The sequence below is a fragment of the Streptomyces sp. NPDC019396 genome (genome assembly GCF_040632375.1).
GTDB lineage: Bacteria > Actinomycetota > Actinomycetes > Streptomycetales > Streptomycetaceae > Streptomyces.
In genome coordinates this window covers 1-17,370 of the sequence record NZ_JBEYBS010000027.1, presented here as the reverse complement: position 1 = coordinate 17,370, position 17,370 = coordinate 1, and the positions used below count along the sequence as shown (strand labels likewise).

General features: G+C 71.1%; 13 protein-coding genes. 5 read left to right on the top strand and 8 right to left on the bottom strand.

Annotated features, from left to right (window positions below):
* Positions 1-48: 48 nt before the first annotated feature.
* The 4 genes from ABZ532_RS26310 to ABZ532_RS26295 form a co-directional block, all read right to left on the bottom strand.
* Positions 49-1,512, bottom strand: coding sequence for an NCS2 family permease (locus ABZ532_RS26310; RefSeq protein ID WP_361288609.1), 1,464 nt, complete (start codon positions 1,510-1,512; stop codon positions 49-51).
* A gap of 261 nt (positions 1,513-1,773) precedes the next feature.
* The gene (locus ABZ532_RS26305) at positions 1,774-4,197 is read right to left on the bottom strand and encodes a molybdopterin cofactor-binding domain-containing protein (RefSeq protein WP_361288606.1); all 2,424 of its coding nucleotides are present in this window, start codon (positions 4,195-4,197) and stop codon (positions 1,774-1,776) included.
* A 5-nt stretch (positions 4,198-4,202) separates the two neighbouring features.
* Positions 4,203-4,817, bottom strand: coding sequence for a (2Fe-2S)-binding protein (locus ABZ532_RS26300; RefSeq protein ID WP_361288603.1), 615 nt, complete (start codon positions 4,815-4,817; stop codon positions 4,203-4,205).
* A gap of 2 nt (positions 4,818-4,819) precedes the next feature.
* Positions 4,820-5,710, bottom strand: a complete 891-nt coding sequence (locus ABZ532_RS26295; protein WP_361288600.1) for a xanthine dehydrogenase family protein subunit M — start codon at positions 5,708-5,710, stop codon at positions 4,820-4,822.
* Between the two features lie 286 nt (positions 5,711-5,996).
* Between ABZ532_RS26295 and ABZ532_RS26290 the strand changes: the two genes are divergently transcribed.
* Together ABZ532_RS26290 and ABZ532_RS26285 are read left to right on the top strand one after the other, a co-directional pair.
* Positions 5,997-7,733, top strand: coding sequence for a PucR family transcriptional regulator ligand-binding domain-containing protein (locus ABZ532_RS26290; RefSeq protein WP_361288597.1), 1,737 nt, complete (start codon positions 5,997-5,999; stop codon positions 7,731-7,733).
* A 203-nt stretch (positions 7,734-7,936) separates the two neighbouring features.
* Positions 7,937-8,710, top strand: a complete 774-nt coding sequence (locus tag ABZ532_RS26285; RefSeq protein ID WP_361288594.1) for a hypothetical protein — start codon at positions 7,937-7,939, stop codon at positions 8,708-8,710.
* 359 nt (positions 8,711-9,069) lie between these two features.
* Here ABZ532_RS26285 and ABZ532_RS26280 read toward each other — a convergent pair whose 3' ends face one another.
* The gene (locus ABZ532_RS26280; RefSeq protein WP_361288734.1) at positions 9,070-9,807 is read right to left on the bottom strand and encodes a GntR family transcriptional regulator; all 738 of its coding nucleotides are present in this window, start codon (positions 9,805-9,807) and stop codon (positions 9,070-9,072) included.
* A 300-nt stretch (positions 9,808-10,107) separates the two neighbouring features.
* Between ABZ532_RS26280 and ABZ532_RS26275 the strand changes: the two genes are divergently transcribed.
* Positions 10,108-10,935 carry a (2Fe-2S)-binding protein gene (locus ABZ532_RS26275; RefSeq protein WP_361288731.1) on the top strand — a complete coding sequence of 276 codons (828 nt, stop codon included), beginning with the start codon at positions 10,108-10,110 and terminating at the stop codon, positions 10,933-10,935.
* Between the two features lie 238 nt (positions 10,936-11,173).
* Complete coding sequence (locus ABZ532_RS26270) at positions 11,174-12,238, top strand: DUF2637 domain-containing protein (protein WP_361288591.1); 1,065 nt, start codon at positions 11,174-11,176, stop codon at positions 12,236-12,238.
* A 63-nt stretch (positions 12,239-12,301) separates the two neighbouring features.
* On the opposite strand, the gene ABZ532_RS26265 is transcribed toward ABZ532_RS26270, so the two are convergent.
* The 3 genes from ABZ532_RS26265 to ABZ532_RS26255 all read right to left on the bottom strand — a co-directional run bounded on the left by ABZ532_RS26265 (position 12,302) and on the right by ABZ532_RS26255 (position 16,023).
* Positions 12,302-12,730, bottom strand: coding sequence for an ATP-binding protein (locus ABZ532_RS26265; RefSeq protein ID WP_361288588.1), 429 nt, complete (start codon positions 12,728-12,730; stop codon positions 12,302-12,304).
* Between the two features lie 140 nt (positions 12,731-12,870).
* Positions 12,871-14,613 (bottom strand): pyruvate dehydrogenase, encoded by a 1,743-nt coding sequence (locus tag ABZ532_RS26260; RefSeq protein ID WP_361288585.1) that lies wholly within the window; start codon positions 14,611-14,613, stop codon positions 12,871-12,873.
* Between the two features lie 27 nt (positions 14,614-14,640).
* Complete coding sequence (locus ABZ532_RS26255; protein WP_361288582.1) at positions 14,641-16,023, bottom strand: protein phosphatase 2C domain-containing protein; 1,383 nt, start codon at positions 16,021-16,023, stop codon at positions 14,641-14,643.
* 280 nt (positions 16,024-16,303) lie between these two features.
* Between ABZ532_RS26255 and ABZ532_RS26250 the strand changes: the two genes are divergently transcribed.
* Positions 16,304-17,314 (top strand): helix-turn-helix domain-containing protein, encoded by a 1,011-nt coding sequence (locus ABZ532_RS26250; RefSeq protein WP_361288579.1) that lies wholly within the window; start codon positions 16,304-16,306, stop codon positions 17,312-17,314.
* Positions 17,315-17,370: the final 56 nt, after the last annotated feature.

The following is a 17,370-nucleotide window of genomic DNA, read 5'->3' as shown; positions in this document are numbered from 1 at the left end:
CGGTCTCCTCGGGGTCTGGTTTGCGTGCGTGGCCGGCGCGGCGCGGGGTCAGTGGACCCCGAACCAGCCCTCGATGGGGCTGAGGGCGAAGAAGACCACGAAGATCGCGGTCAGGCCCCACATGAAGGCGCCCACTTCCCGCGCCTTGCCCTGGGCGGCCTTGATGGCGACGAAGGAGATGACACCGGCGGCGACACCCGGCGTGATGCTGTAGGTGAACGGCATCAGGACCACCGTGAGGAAGACCGGGATGGCGACCGAGGGGTCGTTCCAGTCCACGTGCCGGGCGTTCTGCATCATCATCGCGCCGATGACCACCAGGGCCGCGGAGGCGACCTGGGGCGGCACGATCGCCGTGAGCGGGGTGAAGAAGAGGCAGGCGGCGAAGAAGAGGCCCGTGACCACCGACGCGAGACCGGTTCTCGCGCCCTCGCCGACGCCGGTGGCGGACTCCACGAACACGGTCTGTCCTGAGCCGCCCGCGACACCGCCGATGGCGCCGCCGGCGCCGTCGACGAAGAGGGCCTTCGACAGTCCGGGCATCCGGCCCTTGTCGTCGGCCAGCTTGGCCTGCGTACCGACACCGATGATGGTGGCCATGGCGTCGAAGAAGCCCGCCAGAACCAGCGTGAACACGATGAAGCCGACCGTCATCGCGCCGACGTCGCCCCAGCCGCCGAACTCGACATGGCCGAAGAGAGAGAAGTCGGGCATGGAGACCGCGCTGCCGCTCAGCTCGGGCGGGGACATGTTCCACGCCTTGGCATCGAGCCCTGCGACGTTGTGGACGACCACCGCGACGACCGTGCCGACGACGATGCCGATGAGGATCGCCCCGGGTATGCGGCGGGCCTGGAGCATGAAGATCAGCAGCAGGGTGACGCAGAAGATCAGCACGGGCCAGCCGGAGAGCACACCGGTGCTGCCGAGCTGGACGGGCGGACCGTACTCGGTGCCGTGGCCGACGAAGCCGGCCTTGACCAGGCCGATCAGGGCGATGAACAGGCCGATGCCCATGGTGATGCCGTGCTTCAGCGCAAGCGGGATCGCGTTCATCACCAGCTCACGCAGACCGGTGACGACCAGGAGGCAGATCACCAGGCCGTACACCACGCACATGGCCATGGCCTGCGGCCAGGTCATCTGCGGCACCACCTGCGAAGCGACGACGCCTGAAACGCTCAGGCCGGCCGCGAGGGCGAGCGGGACCTTGCCGATGAAGCCCATCAGCAGGGTGGACGCGGCCGCCGCGAACGCGGTCGCGGTGATGAGGCCGGGCTGGCCGAGGACGTTGCCCGCCGCGTCCTTGCCGTTCAGGATCAGCGGGTTGAGCAGGAGGATGTACGCCATCGCCATGAAGGTGGTGATGCCGCCGCGCACTTCGCGCGCGACTGTGGATCCTCGTTCGGAGATGTGAAAGTACCGGTCGAGCCAGGACCGCCCGGCGGGGACGGGCGAGCCGGGGCCCGCATCCTCCGCGGTGATCTTCGGCTCCACAGACGACTGGGTCATGGTTGCCTACTCCCAAGGTTCATAGGGGCACCCGCGCACGGCGTGGAAGCCGTGGGGAACTGCGGGATTTGGGATCTTGCGTTGGCTGCACGACCCGGGAGACGGCCCGAGACGAACGAACGACGCTGCTCAACCACTGGGCGGGGGTGACCGCGGGGCTGCCGTACCGCGAGCGGTGCGGTACGGGGTCCTCCGGACGGCGCGGGCGCGTGGACTGATGCGTACCGGGGCACGCACCGTCCGGAGGGTGCTGGTGGGCTGTCAGGTACCGGTGAGGTGCTCTGGCCGCACCGGTGTCCTGTTCAGCTCGAGTCCTGTCGCGTTCCGGATCGCCGCGAGGACGGCCGGGGTGGACGACAGGGTGGGGGCTTCGCCGATGCCGCGCAGCCCGTACGGAGCGTGCTCGTCGGCGAGTTCGAGCACGTCGACGGGGATGGTCGGCGTGTCGAGGATCGTGGGGATGAGGTAGTCCGTGAAGGAGGGGTTGCGCACCTTCGCGGTCTTCGGGTCGACGATGATCTCCTCCATCACCGCCATGCCCAGGCCCTGGGTGGTGCCACCCTGGATCTGGCCGACGACGGAGAGCGGGTTGAGCGCCTTGCCGACGTCCTGGGCGCAGGCCAGTTCGACCACCTTGACGAGACCGAGCTCGGTGTCGACCTCCACCACCGCGCGGTGCGCGGCGAAGGAGTACTGGACGTGGCCGTTGCCCTGGCCGGTGCGCAGGTCGAAGGCCTCGGTGGGGCGGTGCCGCCATTCGAGCTCCACCTCGACGGCCTCGTCCTCCAGCACGTCCACCAGGTCGGCGAGCACCTCGCCACCGTCGGTGACGACCTTGCCGCCTTCGAGCAGTAGCTCGGCGGTGGCCCAGGCGGGGTGGTACGAGCCGAACTTGCGGCGTCCGATCGCCAGGACCTGTTCACGCACGGCCTCGCAGGAGTTCCTGACCGCGCCTCCGGTGACATAGGTCTGGCGGGAGGCGGAGGTGGAGCCCGCGGAGCCGACCTGGGTGTCGGCGGGATGGATCGTCACCTGGGTGACGCCCAGCTCGGTGCGGGCGATCTGGGCGTGCACGGTGACACCGCCCTGGCCCACTTCCGCCATCGCGGTGTGCACGGTCGCGACGGGTGATCCGCCCACGACCTCCATGCGCACCCTGGCGGTGGAGTAGTCGTCGAAGCCCTCGGAGAAGCCGACGTTCTTGATGCCGACGGCGTAGCCGACCCCGCGTACGACGCCTTCGCCGTGGGTGGTGTTGGACAGTCCGCCGGGCAGCGCGCGCACGTCGGCGCCTTCGGTGGTGACCCACTGCTGCTCGGGTGGCAGCGGCATGGCCTTGACACGGCGCAGCAGTTCGGCGACCGGGGCCGGGGAGTCGACCGGCTGCCCGGTCGGCAGGAGCGTGCCCTGCTCCATGGCGTTGATCTGCCGGAACTCCACCGGGTCCATCCCCAGTTCGGCCGCGACCTTGTCCATCTGGGCCTCGTAGGCGAAGCAGGCCTGGACCGCGCCGAAGCCGCGCATGGCGCCGCAGGGTGGGTTGTTGGTGTAGAGCGCGATCGCCTCGATGTCGACGTCGTCCACGACGTACGGGCCGACGGAGAGGGACGAGGCGTTGCCGACGACCGCCGGGGAGGCGGACGCGTAGGCGCCGCCGTCCAGCACGATCCGGCACTTCATGTGCGTGAGCTTGCCGTCCCGGGTGGCGCCGTGCTCGTAGTACAGCTTCGCCGGGTGGCGGTGGACATGGCCGAAGAAGGACTCGAACCGGTTGTAGACGATCTTCACCGGCTTCCCGGTGCGCAGCGCCAGCAGGCATGCGTGGATCTGCATCGACAGGTCCTCGCGGCCGCCGAAGGCGCCGCCGACGCCGGAGAGCGTCATGCGCACCTTCTCCTCGGGCAGGCCGAGTACGGGGGCGATCTGGCGGAGGTCCGAGTGCAGCCACTGGGTGGCGACGTACAGGTCGACCCCGCCGTCCTCGGCGGGCACGGCGAGACCGGACTCGGGGCCGAGGAAGGCCTGGTCCTGCATGCCGAAGATGTACTCGCCCTTGACGATCACGTCCGCACGCCTGGCGGCCTCGTCGGCGTCCCCGCGGACGATCGGCTGGCGGTGGACGATGTTGGGGTGGGCGACGTGCCCCGCGTGGTGGTCGTCGCGGCCCGGGTGCAGCAGGGGCGCGTCGGGCGCGGTCGCGGAGGCCTCGTCGGTGACGACGGGCAGCTCGCGGTACTCGACCTTGATCTTCGCGGCGGCACGGCGTGCGGTCTCCGGGTGGTCGGCTGCGACCAGGGCGACCGGCTCGCCGTGGTGGCGTACCACGCCATTGGCGAGGACGGGGGTGTCCTGGATCTCCAGACCGTAGTTCTTCACCTCGGTCGGCAGATCGTCGTAGGTGAGTACGGCGTACACACCGGCCTGGGCGAGTGCTTCGGAGGTGTCGATGGACACGATCTCGGCGTGGGCGACGGTGGAGCGCAGGATCTGGCCCCACAGCATGTCCTCGTGCCACATGTCGGAGGAGTACGCGAACTCGCCGGTGACCTTGAGGGTGCCGTCGGGGCGCAGCGTGGACTCGCCGATGCCGCCCTTGGTCGGGGAGCCCTGGGTGACCTTGGTGGGAGCGCCGGCCGGGGTGGTGGCGGCTCGGGCGCTCGCGGTGACTCGGGGATTCAGCGCCATGGTGATCAGACCGCCTCTCCCTGACGCGCGGCCGCGAGACGGACCGCGTCGAGGATCTTCTCGTAGCCGGTGCAGCGGCAGAGGTTGCCGGACAGCGCCTCGCGGATGTCCGCGTCGGACGGGGATGCGTTGTGCTCCAGCAGCTCGTCGGCCGCGACCAGCAGGCCCGGGGTGCAGAATCCGCACTGCACGGCTCCGGCGTCGATGAACGCCTGCTGGATCGGGGCGAGCTCGGTACCCTCGCCGGTCTGCGAGTCGGTGCCACGAGCGCTCCAGCGCTGCGCGTCCTGGAGGGACGTACCGGCGGCGTCGCACTCGGCGGACGTACCGGCATCGCCGCAGGCGCCCGTGGCACAGGATGCGGTGCGCTGCTGGGCGAAGTCCGCGAGGCCCTCGACGGTGACGACCTCGCGGCCCTCGACCTGTCCGGCGGCCACCAGGCAGGCGCAGACCGGCACACCGTCGAGGCGGACCGTACATGAGCCGCATTCGCCCTGTTCACAGGCGTTCTTGGAGCCGGGGAGGCCTAGCCTCTCACGCAGCACGTAGAGGAGGCTCTCGCCTTCCCAGACGTCGTCGGCTTCCTGACGGCGGCCGTTGACCGTGAAATTGACGCGCATGATCAGGCAGCTCCTTCCAGCGTGCGGCCGGTGCCGCGGTACTGCTCCCAGGTCCAGCCGAGGGTGCGGCGGGCCATGATGCCGACCGCGTGGCGGCGGTACCTGGCGGTGCCGCGGACGTCGTCGATCGGGTTGCACGCGGCCGATGCGAGCTCGGCGAACTGCTTGGCGATCGAGGGGGTGATGATCCTGCCGCTGTCCCAGAAGCCGCCGTCTTCCAGCGCGGCGTTCAGGAACTCCTCGGCGGTCTTGGCACGCACCGGGGTGGGCGCGGCCGAGCCGATGCCGGTGCGCACGGTGCGGGTCGCGGGGTGCAGGGCGATACCGAAGGCGCACACCGCGATGACCATCGCGTTGCGGGTGCCGACCTTGGAGTACTGCTGCGGTCCTTCGGCCTTCTTGATGTGGACCGCCCTGATCAGCTCGTCCGGCGCGAGGGCGTTGCGCTTCACACCGGTGTAGAACTCGTCGATCGGGATGCGCCGGATGCCGCGTACCGACTCCACCTCGACCTCGGCGCCCGCGGCCAGCAGGGCGGGGTGGGCGTCCCCGGCCGGCGAGGCGGTGCCGAGGTTGCCTCCGACACCGCCGCGGTTGCGGATCTGAGGGGAGGCCACGGTGTGCGAGGCGAGGGCGAGACCCGGAAGCTCCGCCCGGAGGTGCTGCATGATCCGGGAGTACGGCACGGAGGCACCGAGACGGACGGACTCGTCGGCCACTTCCCAGTCGGACAACTCGGCGATGCGGCCCAGGTCCATGAGGTACTCGGGGCGCCGGTGGTCGAAGTTGATCTCGACCATGACATCGGTGCCACCCGCGATCGGCACGGCCGTGGGGTGCTCGGCCTTGGCGGCGAGCGCCTCCTCCCAGCTGCTGGGACGAAGGAAGTCCATGAGTGGCTCTCTTCTTCGTGATTCGGTCGTTCTCAGGGACTGGGTGCGGCCGGCCCCGGGTGGAGTGTCTGGATCCTGTAAAGAGCGGTGCCGCACCAGTACACAAGCACCGTCCTGGGCGGGTGCAGTCACCGAAACCATGAAGGAGTTGGCTGGTGGACACCCTGGTCTTGTAGATTCGAACGAAAGGTGGGCCCCGGTAACCTCCCCGCTTTCCTCCTGAAACCGGGGGCGCTGCCCCCGGATCACTCCAACGGCTACAACGAGACAGATCGGCGGCGACGAGATGCGGCTGCGCGCACTGCTGGAGACCGACGCGCTGGGACTGCGGCTGCTCGGCGGCGACGACGAGCTGGACCGTGGTGTGCGCGGCGTGATGACGACCGACCTGCGGGACCCGAGCCGGTATCTGTCGGGCGGTGAACTTGTCCTCACGGGGCTCGCCTGGCGCCGCTCACCCGAGGATTCCGAGTCTTTTGTCCGTATTCTCGCAACTGCGGGGGTCGCGGGGCTCGCGGCGGGCGAGGCGGAGCTGGGCGATATCCCGGACGACCTGGTCGAGGCCTGCCGACGGCACAAGATGCCGCTCTTCGCCGTCCATGAATCCGTTGCCTTCGCAACGATCACCGAGCATGTCGTCCGGCAGGTGTCGGGCGAGCGCGCCGGAGACCTGGCCGCAGTGGTGGACCGGCACCGCCGGATGATGACCTCGGGCCCGGCGGGCGGCGGCCCCGAAGTGGTGCTCGACCTGCTCGGCACCGACCTCGACCTGCACGCCTGGGTGCTCTCCCCCACCGGACGACAGGTCGCGGGCGCGGGCGAGCCGCTGCCCCGGGAAGTGGGCGCCACCCTCGCCGGCGAGCACCTGGCCGCCAGCCGGAGCGGACGGCGCGCCCCTTATCGCGCAACAATTGAAGGCTCAACCTATTCGCTCTTCCCGATCCGCAACACCGGAGGGACCCCGGGTGCCACGTCGCGCGAGGTGCGGGACGTCCGGGAGTCGGTGCTGTCCGACTGGCTGCTCGCCGTCGAGGCCGATGCATCGGACTGGCCGGCCGCCCGGCTCGATCTGCTCCAGGGCGTCACCCAGCTGATCGCCGTGGAACGGGACCGCCGCGAGGCAGCCCGCACCGTACGCCGCCGCCTCGCCCAGGAAGTCCTGGAGCTCGTCCAGTCCGGCGCGGCACCGCCCGAGATCGCCGCCCGGCTGCGGGTCGCCGCGCCCGTGCTGCTGCCCGGGCTGGGCACCGCCCCGCACTGGCAGGTCGTGGTCGCACGGGTGGACTGGGACGAGACCGGGGGCACCCCCGTCGAGTCGGGCCCGGTGGCGCAGTCGCTGCTCGAGGAGATCCTCGTCGACCCGGCGACCACGGGCCCGGACTCCGCCGACCGTATCGCCGTCGCCCACGCCGGCGACGAGGCGATCGCCCTGGTGCCGCTCCCCGCGGTCGCCGCGACGGCCGCGTCCGACGATTCGCCCGGCGATCTGCTCGAAGGCCCCGCCTCCGACGTCGGCACCAGCAGCGCGGGCCTCCACGCGGACGCCCTGCTCGCCGCCGTCCACGCCCCCCTGTCCGCCGGCCTCGACGGCGACGGCCGCCTCACCCTGGGCGTGAGTGCCGCCGTCCACTCCGCCGAGGGCCTCCGCGGCGCCCTGGAGGAAGCCCGCCACGCCCGCCGCGTCGCCGCCGCCCGCCCCGGCCGCGTCTGCGCGGCCGGCCACCACGAGCTGGCCTCCCACGTCCTGCTGCTCCCCTTCGTCCCCGACGACGTCCGCCGCGCCTTCACCGCCCGGCTGCTCGACCCGCTGCGCGACTACGACGAGCGCCACCGCGCGGAGCTCATCCCCACCCTGGAGGCGTTCCTGGACTGCGACGGCTCCTGGACGCGGTGTGCGGCACGGCTGCATCTGCACGTGAACACGCTGCGGTACCGGGTGGGCAGGATCGAGCAGTTGACGGGGCGTGACCTCTCCCGGCTCGAGGACAAGCTGGACTTCTTCCTGGCGTTGCGGATGAGCTGAGCCGGACGGGCGAGCGGACGAGCGCGCCCGGTGGGCGCAGTCTGCGGTGTGGCGACGCTTCTGTGATCTTGATCGACCGGAACCGAGCGATTGTGAACTGATTCACCAGAGGGCTTGGCCAGGCATACCTATCCATGCTGAGATTCGGTCTGTCCCAACAGCACAATGGCGCGCTAGGGGAGGGCAACGTGGCGTATACCGCCATGTCTGGTTCCGGAACCACCGCAGGTGACGAGCCGCTCCAGACCGCGGTATGGCGGCTGCGCTCGCGCGGCTGCTGGTCCGACGCGGCGGCCCTGCTGGCGCCCCACCCCTCATCCCCAGCGCTCAGCCTCCAGCGCACCGCGCTGCTGGTGGAGCGCTGCTTGTTCACCGGGACGGGCTGGGAAGACGCCGAGGACGCGCTGCGTACGGCAGAGGCGGCGGCGGGCAGTGATGACGAGCGGGGTGCCGCGGCCTGCGAGCGCGGACAACTCGCTTATTCCTCCACGGTGCTGGGCGTGCGCGACCGGGCGGACGAAGCCAGTGCGGCCCTTGGCAGAGCGGCGGCGCTGCTCGCGCCGGATGCTCCCGGGCGGGCTCTGCTGGACTTCCGCCGGGGCCTCGTCGCCGAACACCTCGCCGAGTCACCGCAGTCCGCCCGCGCCGCCTATCACCGCGCACATGCGGGGGCCGTCGCCCAGAACGACACGCTGCTGCTCTCCTTCACCTGGCGCCATCTCGCCGCGCTGGCACTGCGTGACGGTGAACTGGCCGAGGCCCGGGAGGGGTTCAGGGAGTCACTCCGGATCCGGGAGGAGCTGGGCTACCTCGTCGGTACGGCTCCCGCACTGACCGCGCTCGCCGACACCGAACCGGAGCCCGAGGCGGGGCGGCTGCGGGCCGAGGCAGGGCGGCTGTTCCGACTGCTGGGGGGCGTACCCACCTGGCTCGCCGACCAGTTGTCGCCGCCGACGCAGCCGGCACCGGCGGCCTGAACACGCCGGCAGCCGCTTCCTCGCGGCGGTCGCGCGAGGGGGCATGCGCAACCCGCGCCGACACCCGACGAGTTCGCGGTCCGCGTTGCCCGGATCCACGCCATGGGCCACCGCGACCGGGGAACCGCTCCGCGCCCGGGCCGGTCGAGGGCCGCAGGCGATGTCCCGGGTGAGCACGATCGGATCCGCGGCGGCCACATCGGGCTCCACCCGCACGGCGAAGACGGCGACGGCGACGGCGACGGCGACGGCGACGGCGACGGCGACGGCGGGAGCACACCATGGACATCGGACGGTACGGCTACCCGGTTCGGGCCTGAGACCTGGCGTTCAACAGCCTTGCCTCGCGGGTCCGTTGCTCAGAGGTCGGCGCCCGCGAAGTGCTCGTGCACCAGTGCGCTCACCACGGTCAGGTCCCGGGCGATCAACGCGTCGAGCAGGGCGGTGTGCTCGGCGGCATCGGCGATCAGCAGGGCGCGGGGCGGGGGTTGCGCGGGCTCGTGGCTGGTCCGAGGGGCCAGCAGCGGCCACTGGGAGCGGCGGTGCAGCTCGTCGGCGATGCCGACGAGCTGGCCGTTCCCGGCAAAAGAGAGGATCGCGCGGTGAAAGGCGCGGTCCGACTCCGCGTACACCGCCCGGTCGCCGGTGGCGGCGGCCTGGGTGGTGGCCTCGGCGAGCGGGCGCAGCTCGCTCCAGCGAGCGGCGGGAAGGGTGCGGGCGAGGCGCAGGACCACAGGGACCTCGAGCAGGGCACGGACCTCGGCGAGCTCGGTCAGCTCGCGCGCGTCGTGCTCGATGACCCTGAAGCCCCTGTTGGGGACGACCTCGACGGCGCCTTCGGTGGCCAGCTGCTGCATGGCCTCGCGCACCGGGGTGGCGGAGACCCCGAAGCGCTCGGCGAGCACCGGGGCCGAGTAGACCTCGCCCGGCGTCATCTCCCCGCTGACCAGGGCCGCGCGCAGGGCCTGGAGCACCTGGGCGCGGACGGAGTGACGGCGCACGACCGCGACAGGGGGGCGCGGCCCCGGGACGTGCCCGACGGGAGAGGCCCCCGCGCCGGGGGCCGGGGGCTCGCTGTGCGTATGCTCGCCGCGCACGGCCTCCGTGGCCGCGCGGGGGAACCCGAGCGGACGCGCCGCGGACGTACCGCGCGCTCTGCCCTGCTCCACTGGGATCCTCCTTCGGCGTCGGCGTCGGCGTCGGCGTCGGCGCCGGCATCGTGCGAGCCCGGCACATACCCACATACGCTGACACCGGGGACTTGGCGCCCTCAGTGTAAAGGGGCAAACACCGAGCGAGTCGGGTAAGGTAAGGCTTACCTACTAACGATCGCGATTTGGTGGTCTGCCATGACCGTCCCCGGAACCGTCCTCCCCGGCTCGCAACTCGCGCCTGCGATGGCCGACGCCGTCACGCCCGTCACGCCCGTCACGGACGCGTACGCCCGGCTGACCGAGGTGTTCCCCGGACTGAGGATCAAGGAACTGGCGGACGGCGAACCGACCCCGCGGGACGGCGGCTGGGTCAGGGCCGCCGACCTCGCGGCAGGCGGTCCCGCCCTGGACGCGTTCCTCGCCTGGGACAACGCCCAGGTACTCCGCGACTACGGCCGTCAGGCCCGCCCCGACGTGATCGCCAGCTTCGGGCTGCACCGCTACGCCTGGCCCGCCTGCCTGCTGATCACGGTGCCATGGTTTCTGCACCGCCGGGTGCCGCGGATGCCCGTCGAGGACGTGGCGCTCCAGCGCAGCCTGGGGCGGATGACCGTCCGGGTGCGCGACTTCGCCTGCCTGCCCGGCGATCCGGCCGCCATCCTGCCGGGAGCCCGGGTGGTCCCGGACGAGGAGGCGCTGCGCACCGAGGTTCGGGACGCGGTCGCCGGACATCTCGCACCCGTACTCGAGGGCTTCGGCCCGCGGATGCGGCGGGGCAGGCGAGCCCTGTGGGGCATGGCCACCGACGAGGTCGCCGAAGGCCTCTGGTACATCGCCCATCTGCTGGGCGAGGAGCGGCGTGCGATCGCGGAGCTCGACGCCCTGCTGCCGGGCACCACGAAGCCCTACGTCGGGACGGCGGGCTTCCGGGAGCTCACCGGTCCCGACGGCACGTCGCTGCCCACCCGCGACCGCGCGAGCTGCTGCCTCTTCTACACCCTCCGACCCGACGACACCTGTGTCACCTGTCCGCGTACCAGCGATGCGGACAGGCTCCACAGGGCCGCGTAGGACCGCGGAGGCGCGTTCCAGGCAGGCGCGTTCGGGGCAGGCGCGCCCACTCGAACGCATGCCCGCGTAAGCGGAGAGCCGTTCGAAAAGTACGCCCCCATTTGTCAGCTATTCGGCTGCGCTACCGCCTCGTTGGCCTTCTCTTGCCACGAAACCCACTGACCGCAAAGGGACTTCGGCCAATATGGCGCCCGAAAGGCCCTACCGCGATGCAGTAGCAAGGATGCAAGGGACCCCGATGAGACTGACCGACATATCGCTGAACTGGCTGCTTCCGGGCGTCGTGCTGCTCGCAGGTGCCGTGGCGGCGGTGGCGGTGCTCGCACGCGCCAAGCGTGCCGGCGAAGGCTCCGCGGCTGAGGACTCCTGGGAGCGCAGCGAGGAGCGCCGGCGCCGCAAGGAAGCGATCTACGGGACCGCTTCCTACGTACTCCTCTTCTGCTGCGCGGCGGTCGCCGCGGCGCTCTCCTTCCATGGGCTGGTCGGCTTCGGCCGGCAGAATCTCAACCTCACCGGAGGCTGGGAGTACCTGGTGCCGTTCGGCCTCGACGGCGCCGCCATGTTCTGCTCGGTGCTGGCCGTGCGCGAAGCCAGCCACGGCGATGCCGCCCTCGGCTCCCGGTTGCTGGTGTGGATGTTCGCCGGCGCCGCCGCCTGGTTCAACTGGGTGCACGCCCCTCGCGGCCTCGACCACATGGGTGCGCCGCAGTTCTTCGCGGGCATGTCGCTGTCGGCCGCGGTGCTCTTCGACCGCGCGCTCAAGCAGACCCGCCGGGCCGCGCTGCGCGAACAGGGCCTGGTGCCGCGTCCGTTGCCGCAGATCCGGGTCGTCCGCTGGATACGGGCACCCCGTGAGACCTTCGGCGCTTGGTCGCTGATGCTCCTCGAAGGCGTACGCACACTGGACGAGGCCGTCGACGAGGTCCGTGAGGACCGCCGGGAGAAGGAGCAGAACCGGCTGCGTCGGCGCGAGCAGGACAAGCTGGAGCGGGCCAGGCTGCGGGCGCTCAACCGGCAGCACCGCGCATGGAACCGCGCCCGCGGCGGTCGGCAGGTGGATGTCACCGCGATGGGCGGCTCGGCGAGCTCCCCACCGGCGGCCGTGGGATCCTCAGCGGAGCCTGCCCTATCCGAGACGGGACAACTGCCATCTCGCTCCCGACCCTCCCTCCAGGCCGTGCGGACCACTGAGGCCCGCACCCCCGTCACGGTCGATCTGACCGCCGAGGACGACACCCAGACGCTGCCGCGGCTGGACTCGCTGGAGCGCAAACTCCAGGACCTCGAGCGACAGTTCGGCTGATATGGCATCCACACCCGGCCCGGTCGGGGGCGGCCACCACGCCCCCGACCGGGCCGAGCGACGTCACTTCCGCCCCCCGTCCAGCTCGAACCACACCACCTTGCCCAGGGCATGCGCCCGCACTCCCCAGGCGTCCGCGAGATTCTGCACCAGCAGGAGTCCCCTGCCGTGCGTACTGTCATCGCCCACGGCAGGAACCGGCAGATGCGGATCGTCGGCTCCCGAGGTGAAGTCACGCACCTCGACCCGCAGCCGGGCGGGCGCCACGGTCGCCGTCACCACAGCGCCGTCGTCGGTGTGCACCAGAGCATTGGTCACCAGCTCGCTGACCAGCAGCTCCGCCACTTCGGCCGAGCCCGACCCGCCCCAGTCGCCGCGCCCCAGGAGGTCCCGCAGCGCCCGCCTCACTTCGGGCACGGCCCGCAGATCCGACCGCCCCACTCTTCGGCGCAACTGTCCTGGTTCGGACCTTCCCTGACGCTTTGTCATCATCCCCCACAACACGTCGGAACGGTCCCTTCGTCTCATCCTGTTCGCAGCCCGAACAGGCACCCTGGAATGCATGCCCCGCCCCCGCGCCGCCGACGCATGCGGATTTCACGGGGTGTGATGGAAGATGCACCCTCCGCTTGTCAAGGGCGCGGCATGTTCCGGAGGTTGGAACGGGCCATCTGAACCATCCTGCCGACGCCGCCGTCCAGCACGATCTTGCTGGCGGACAGCGCGAAGCCGGTGACCATCTCGGCGCTGATCTTCGGCGGAATGGACAACGCGTTGGGATCGGTGACGATGTCCACCAGGGCGGGTCCCTTGTGCGCGAAGGCGTCCCTCAATGCTCCCGCGAGCTGTTTCGGCTTCTCCACCCGCACACCATGGACGCCCACCGCGCGGGCGATCGCCGCGAAGTCCGGGTTGCGGTAGGTCGTCCCGTACGAGGGCAGCCCCGCCACCAGCATCTCCAACTCGACCATGCCCAGTGAGGAGTTGTTGAAGAGAACGACCTTCACCGGCAGGTCGTACTGGACCAGGGTGAGGAAGTCCCCCATCAGCATGGAGAATCCGCCGTCGCCGGACATCGACACGACCTGCCGGCCACGGTCGACGAACTGCGTGCCGATGGCCTGGGGCAGCGCGTTGGCCATCGAGCCATGGCTGAAGGAACCGATGATCCGGCGACGCCCGTTGGGCGTGAGGTAACGGGCGGCCCATACGTTGCACATACCGGTGTCCACGGTGAACACCGCGTCATCGGCGGCGAGTTCGTCCAGCACGGCGGCGACGTACTCGGGATGGATCGGCACGTGTTTGTCGACCTTGCGGGTGTACGCCTTGATCACGCCTTCGAGGGCGTCGGCGTGCTTCCTCAGCATCTTGTCGAGAAAGCGGCGGTCCGTCTTGGCGCGCACCCGCGGGGTGAGGCAGCGCAGTGTCTCGCGCACATCGCCCCAGACGGCGAGGTCGAGCCTGGAGCGGCGGCCGAGGTGCTCGGGGCGCACATCGACCTGGGCGATCCTGACGTCGTCCGGGAGGAAGGCGTTGTACGGGAAGTCCGTGCCGAGCAGGATCAGCAGATCGCACTCATGGGTGGCCTCGTACGCGGCTCCGTAGCCCAACAGTCCGCTCATACCGACGTCGTAGGGATTCTCGTACTGGATCCACTCCTTCCCGCGAAGCGCGTGACCGACGGGTGATTTGATGCGCTCCGCGAACTGCATGACCTCGGCGTGGGCGCCGGCCGTTCCCCTGCCGCAGAAGAGGGTGACGCGGTCGGCTTCGTCGATCATGCGGGCGAGTGCGTCGATCTCCGCGTCGCCGGGGCGGACCGTGGGACGGGTGGTGACCAGCGCCTGCGCGACGGGCGTGTCCGGGGCCGGCTCGGATGCGATATCGCCGGGGAGTGCCACGACGCTGACTCCGCTGCGGCCGATGGCGTGCTGGATCGCCGACTGGAGGATCCGCGGCATCTGCTTCGGGCTGGAGATCAGCTCGCTGTAGTGGCTGCACTCGCGGAACAGCTGATCGGGGTGGGTCTCCTGGAAGTAGCCGAGACCGATCTCGGATGACGGGATGTGGGAGGCGAGGGCGAGCACCGGGGCGCTTGACCGGTGGGCGTCATAGAGACCATTGATGAGGTGCAGGTTTCCCGGCCCGCAGGAGCCCGCGCAGGCGGCGAGCCGCCCGGTGATCTGCGCCTCGGCTCCCGCGGCGAAGGCGGCGGTCTCCTCATGGCGGACCTGGATCCAGTCGATACCGGGATTGCGCCGGATGGCGTCGACGACAGGGTTGAGGCTGTCGCCGACGACTCCGTACAGCCGTTGCACACCGGCCCGGACAAGGGTGTCGACGAACTGTTCTGCGACGTTCTGCTTGGCCATGGGTCCATCTATCCACGGCCCGTGCGCTCACGCCTCCCAGACCGCGCAGGCCGTACGGTCGTCGGCGTAACCCTTCACCCTCAGCTGGGTGTCCGCGAGGTAGCCGGCGATGCCGGGGGGCTCCGGTGCGGTCCAGCGCTCCGCGAGCCGGTCGGAGAGGGCTGGTTCGCCGCGCAGCGGATCGGCGAGGCCCACGCTGCACAGCAGCAGGGTGTCGCCTGGACGGGCCACGGATGCCCGGAAGCGGAAGGGCTCGGCGGGCGGCGGCACGGGGTCGTCGATATGCGGCGACGACGGATGCGCGGGCACGCCGAGGTCCATGGTGAGCCGGTCGCCGTCGGGTGTCTCCGCCGGCGGGGACGGCGCAGAGGGCGAGGACCGCCCCGGGGACGGTGAGGGCGGTGAGCCGTATCCGACGACGGGCTCACCACGCACGGCGGCCTCCGGTACGCGCGGGTCCAGGTCCTGCCAGGCACCGTCCCGAAGCCGGAACAGCCCGCCATCGCCGACTCCGAAGAACACCCGGGTGCGGCAGGCCGGGTCGGCGGACAGCAGCAGACAGCGCAGGCCGGCGGTGTACTCCTCCGGTGCCGCGCCGAGTTCGGTGGCACGGGCGCGGAGTTTGCCGAGGGAGCGGTCGGTGAGCCGGTGCAGTCCTGACTTGAGGTCACCCCTGCGACCTGTTCGTATGTCGTCGGCGAGCCGGACATGGCTGCGGCCCACGGCCGACCCGATCAAGCGGGTGAGATCCGCCGCGGCGAGATGGGTCCGCTCACCGGCACGTGCGCCGCTGGCCACGACCACCAGCACGAGAGCCCCTTCGCCGCTGCCGAAGCGGGCGGTGAGCAGGGCGTCGCGCCGCGGTTCGCCGCGGAAGCGCGCGGAGTCGCCGCGTACGGATGCGGCCCGCAGGGTGAACGTGCCGTACGAGGCGCCGTCGAGCACGGTGTCCGCCACGAGGGCGTCGAGTTCCCGGGGGTCGGCGGGTGGCAGTGCGGTGGGCTCGGCGTCGTAGGTGGGCGGGCGGTCACCCACATGGCCGAGCCCGGGGCGTGGTGCCGGGATGCTGCGCGGGTCGGGGGCGGCCCCGGCCGTGGCTGCGGGGTGCCGTTCCGGCGGCGGGGTGCCGGACGGTCCTCCGGCCGGGGACTCCCAGGGAGCCCGGGCACCGGGCAGCAGCGAGTCCCACCAGGCGCCCGGACGCATACGGGAAGGCAGGGCGGGCGCGGACGTCGGTAATGACGACGGCAAAGCTCCGGGTTCGCAGCCGAACGTGTCCACCGCGGACTCGAATCGGTCATCGACCGTGTCCCCCGCCGCGGGCGCGGGGCCGGTGTCCGGAGCGGACGCGTCGTACAGCCGGTGCCACCAGTCGTCGGCGGTGGCGGGCCTCTCCCCCTGCTCGCTCATGGCCCCCATTGTCCACCGAGGGGACCGGTCGGGGGTGTGCCAACGGGAGAATTTGTCGGAATAAGCGTAGGAACAGACATACGAAGAGACGCGTCAGGCCACCCTGCGTCATGGCCATGCACCGGCGCTGGGCGCTGATCTGATCCCGCGTCTGATGTGATGGGCGGTGGACCGGTCCGGGTCCTGGGGATGATGTACGCGGCGGGTTCGCGCCGTGGCCGGTTGCCGCCAGGACGGCCCGCCCGCGACAGGGGAAGAACAGGTCCGGGGAGGGGTCTGGGTGCTGGGAGCGATAGGTCTCGACGCAAGGCAGGAGTCGGCGTATCGCACGCTGGTGGCGCTCGGCGCCGCGGAAGTCACCGATCTGGCCCACCGGCTGGCGCTGCCCGAAATGGACACCGAGAGCACCCTGCGCCGACTGGAGCGGCGGGGACTGGCGGCGCAGTCCTCCGCCGGTACGGGGCGCTGGGTCGCGGCTCCGCCCGCAGCGGCCCTGGGGGCGCTGCTCACCCGGCAACGCCTTGAGCTCGAACAGGCGGAGCTCGCGGCGGACCTGCTCGCCAAGGCGTACCGCACGGAGGCGGCGGAACCCGCCGTGCACGACCTGATCGAGGTGGTCACGGGCACGAGCGCGGTGGCACACCGCTTTCTGCAACTCCAGCTCGGGGCCACCGCCGAGGTGTGCGCGCTGGTCACCGGAAGCCCCGTTGCCGTGGCGGGGCTGGACAACGAGGCGGAGCAGCGCGCCGCGCGGCGCGGTATCGCCTACCGGGTGGTGATCGAGCGCGATGTGCTGTCCCGCCCGTCGGGGCTGACCGAGCTGACGGCCGCGCTCGGCCGCCAGGAGCAGGTGCGGGCCGTGGACCGGGTGCCGACCAAACTCGTGATCGTGGACCGCGTGCTGGCGATGGTGCCGCTCGCGGAGCGGGGTGCCGAGCCGGCGGCGCTCGTGGTGCATCCGAGCGGGCTACTCGAGTCGCTGCTGGGCCTGTTCGAGACGGTGTGGCGGGAGGCCCTGCCACTACGGCTCGGTCCGCACGCCGAGGTGACGGAGGGCCAGGCACCGGGCCCCGACGCCGTGGACCTGGAGATCCTTTCGCTGCTGCTTGCGGGGATGACGGACACGAGCGTGGCGAAGCAGCTGGATCTGGGCCTTCGGACGGTGCAGCGACGGGTGAGTGGGCTGATGGAGCTGGCGGGGGTGACGACCCGTCTGCAACTGGGGTGGCACGCGTACGAAAAGGGCTGGGTAAGAACTCCTAACAAAGGCGTTGGACGTGTCGGTGGGTGATGAGGCAGGTGGCGAGTCCGAGGAAGGCTTCGTGGATGTCGTCGCGTCGTTCCCAT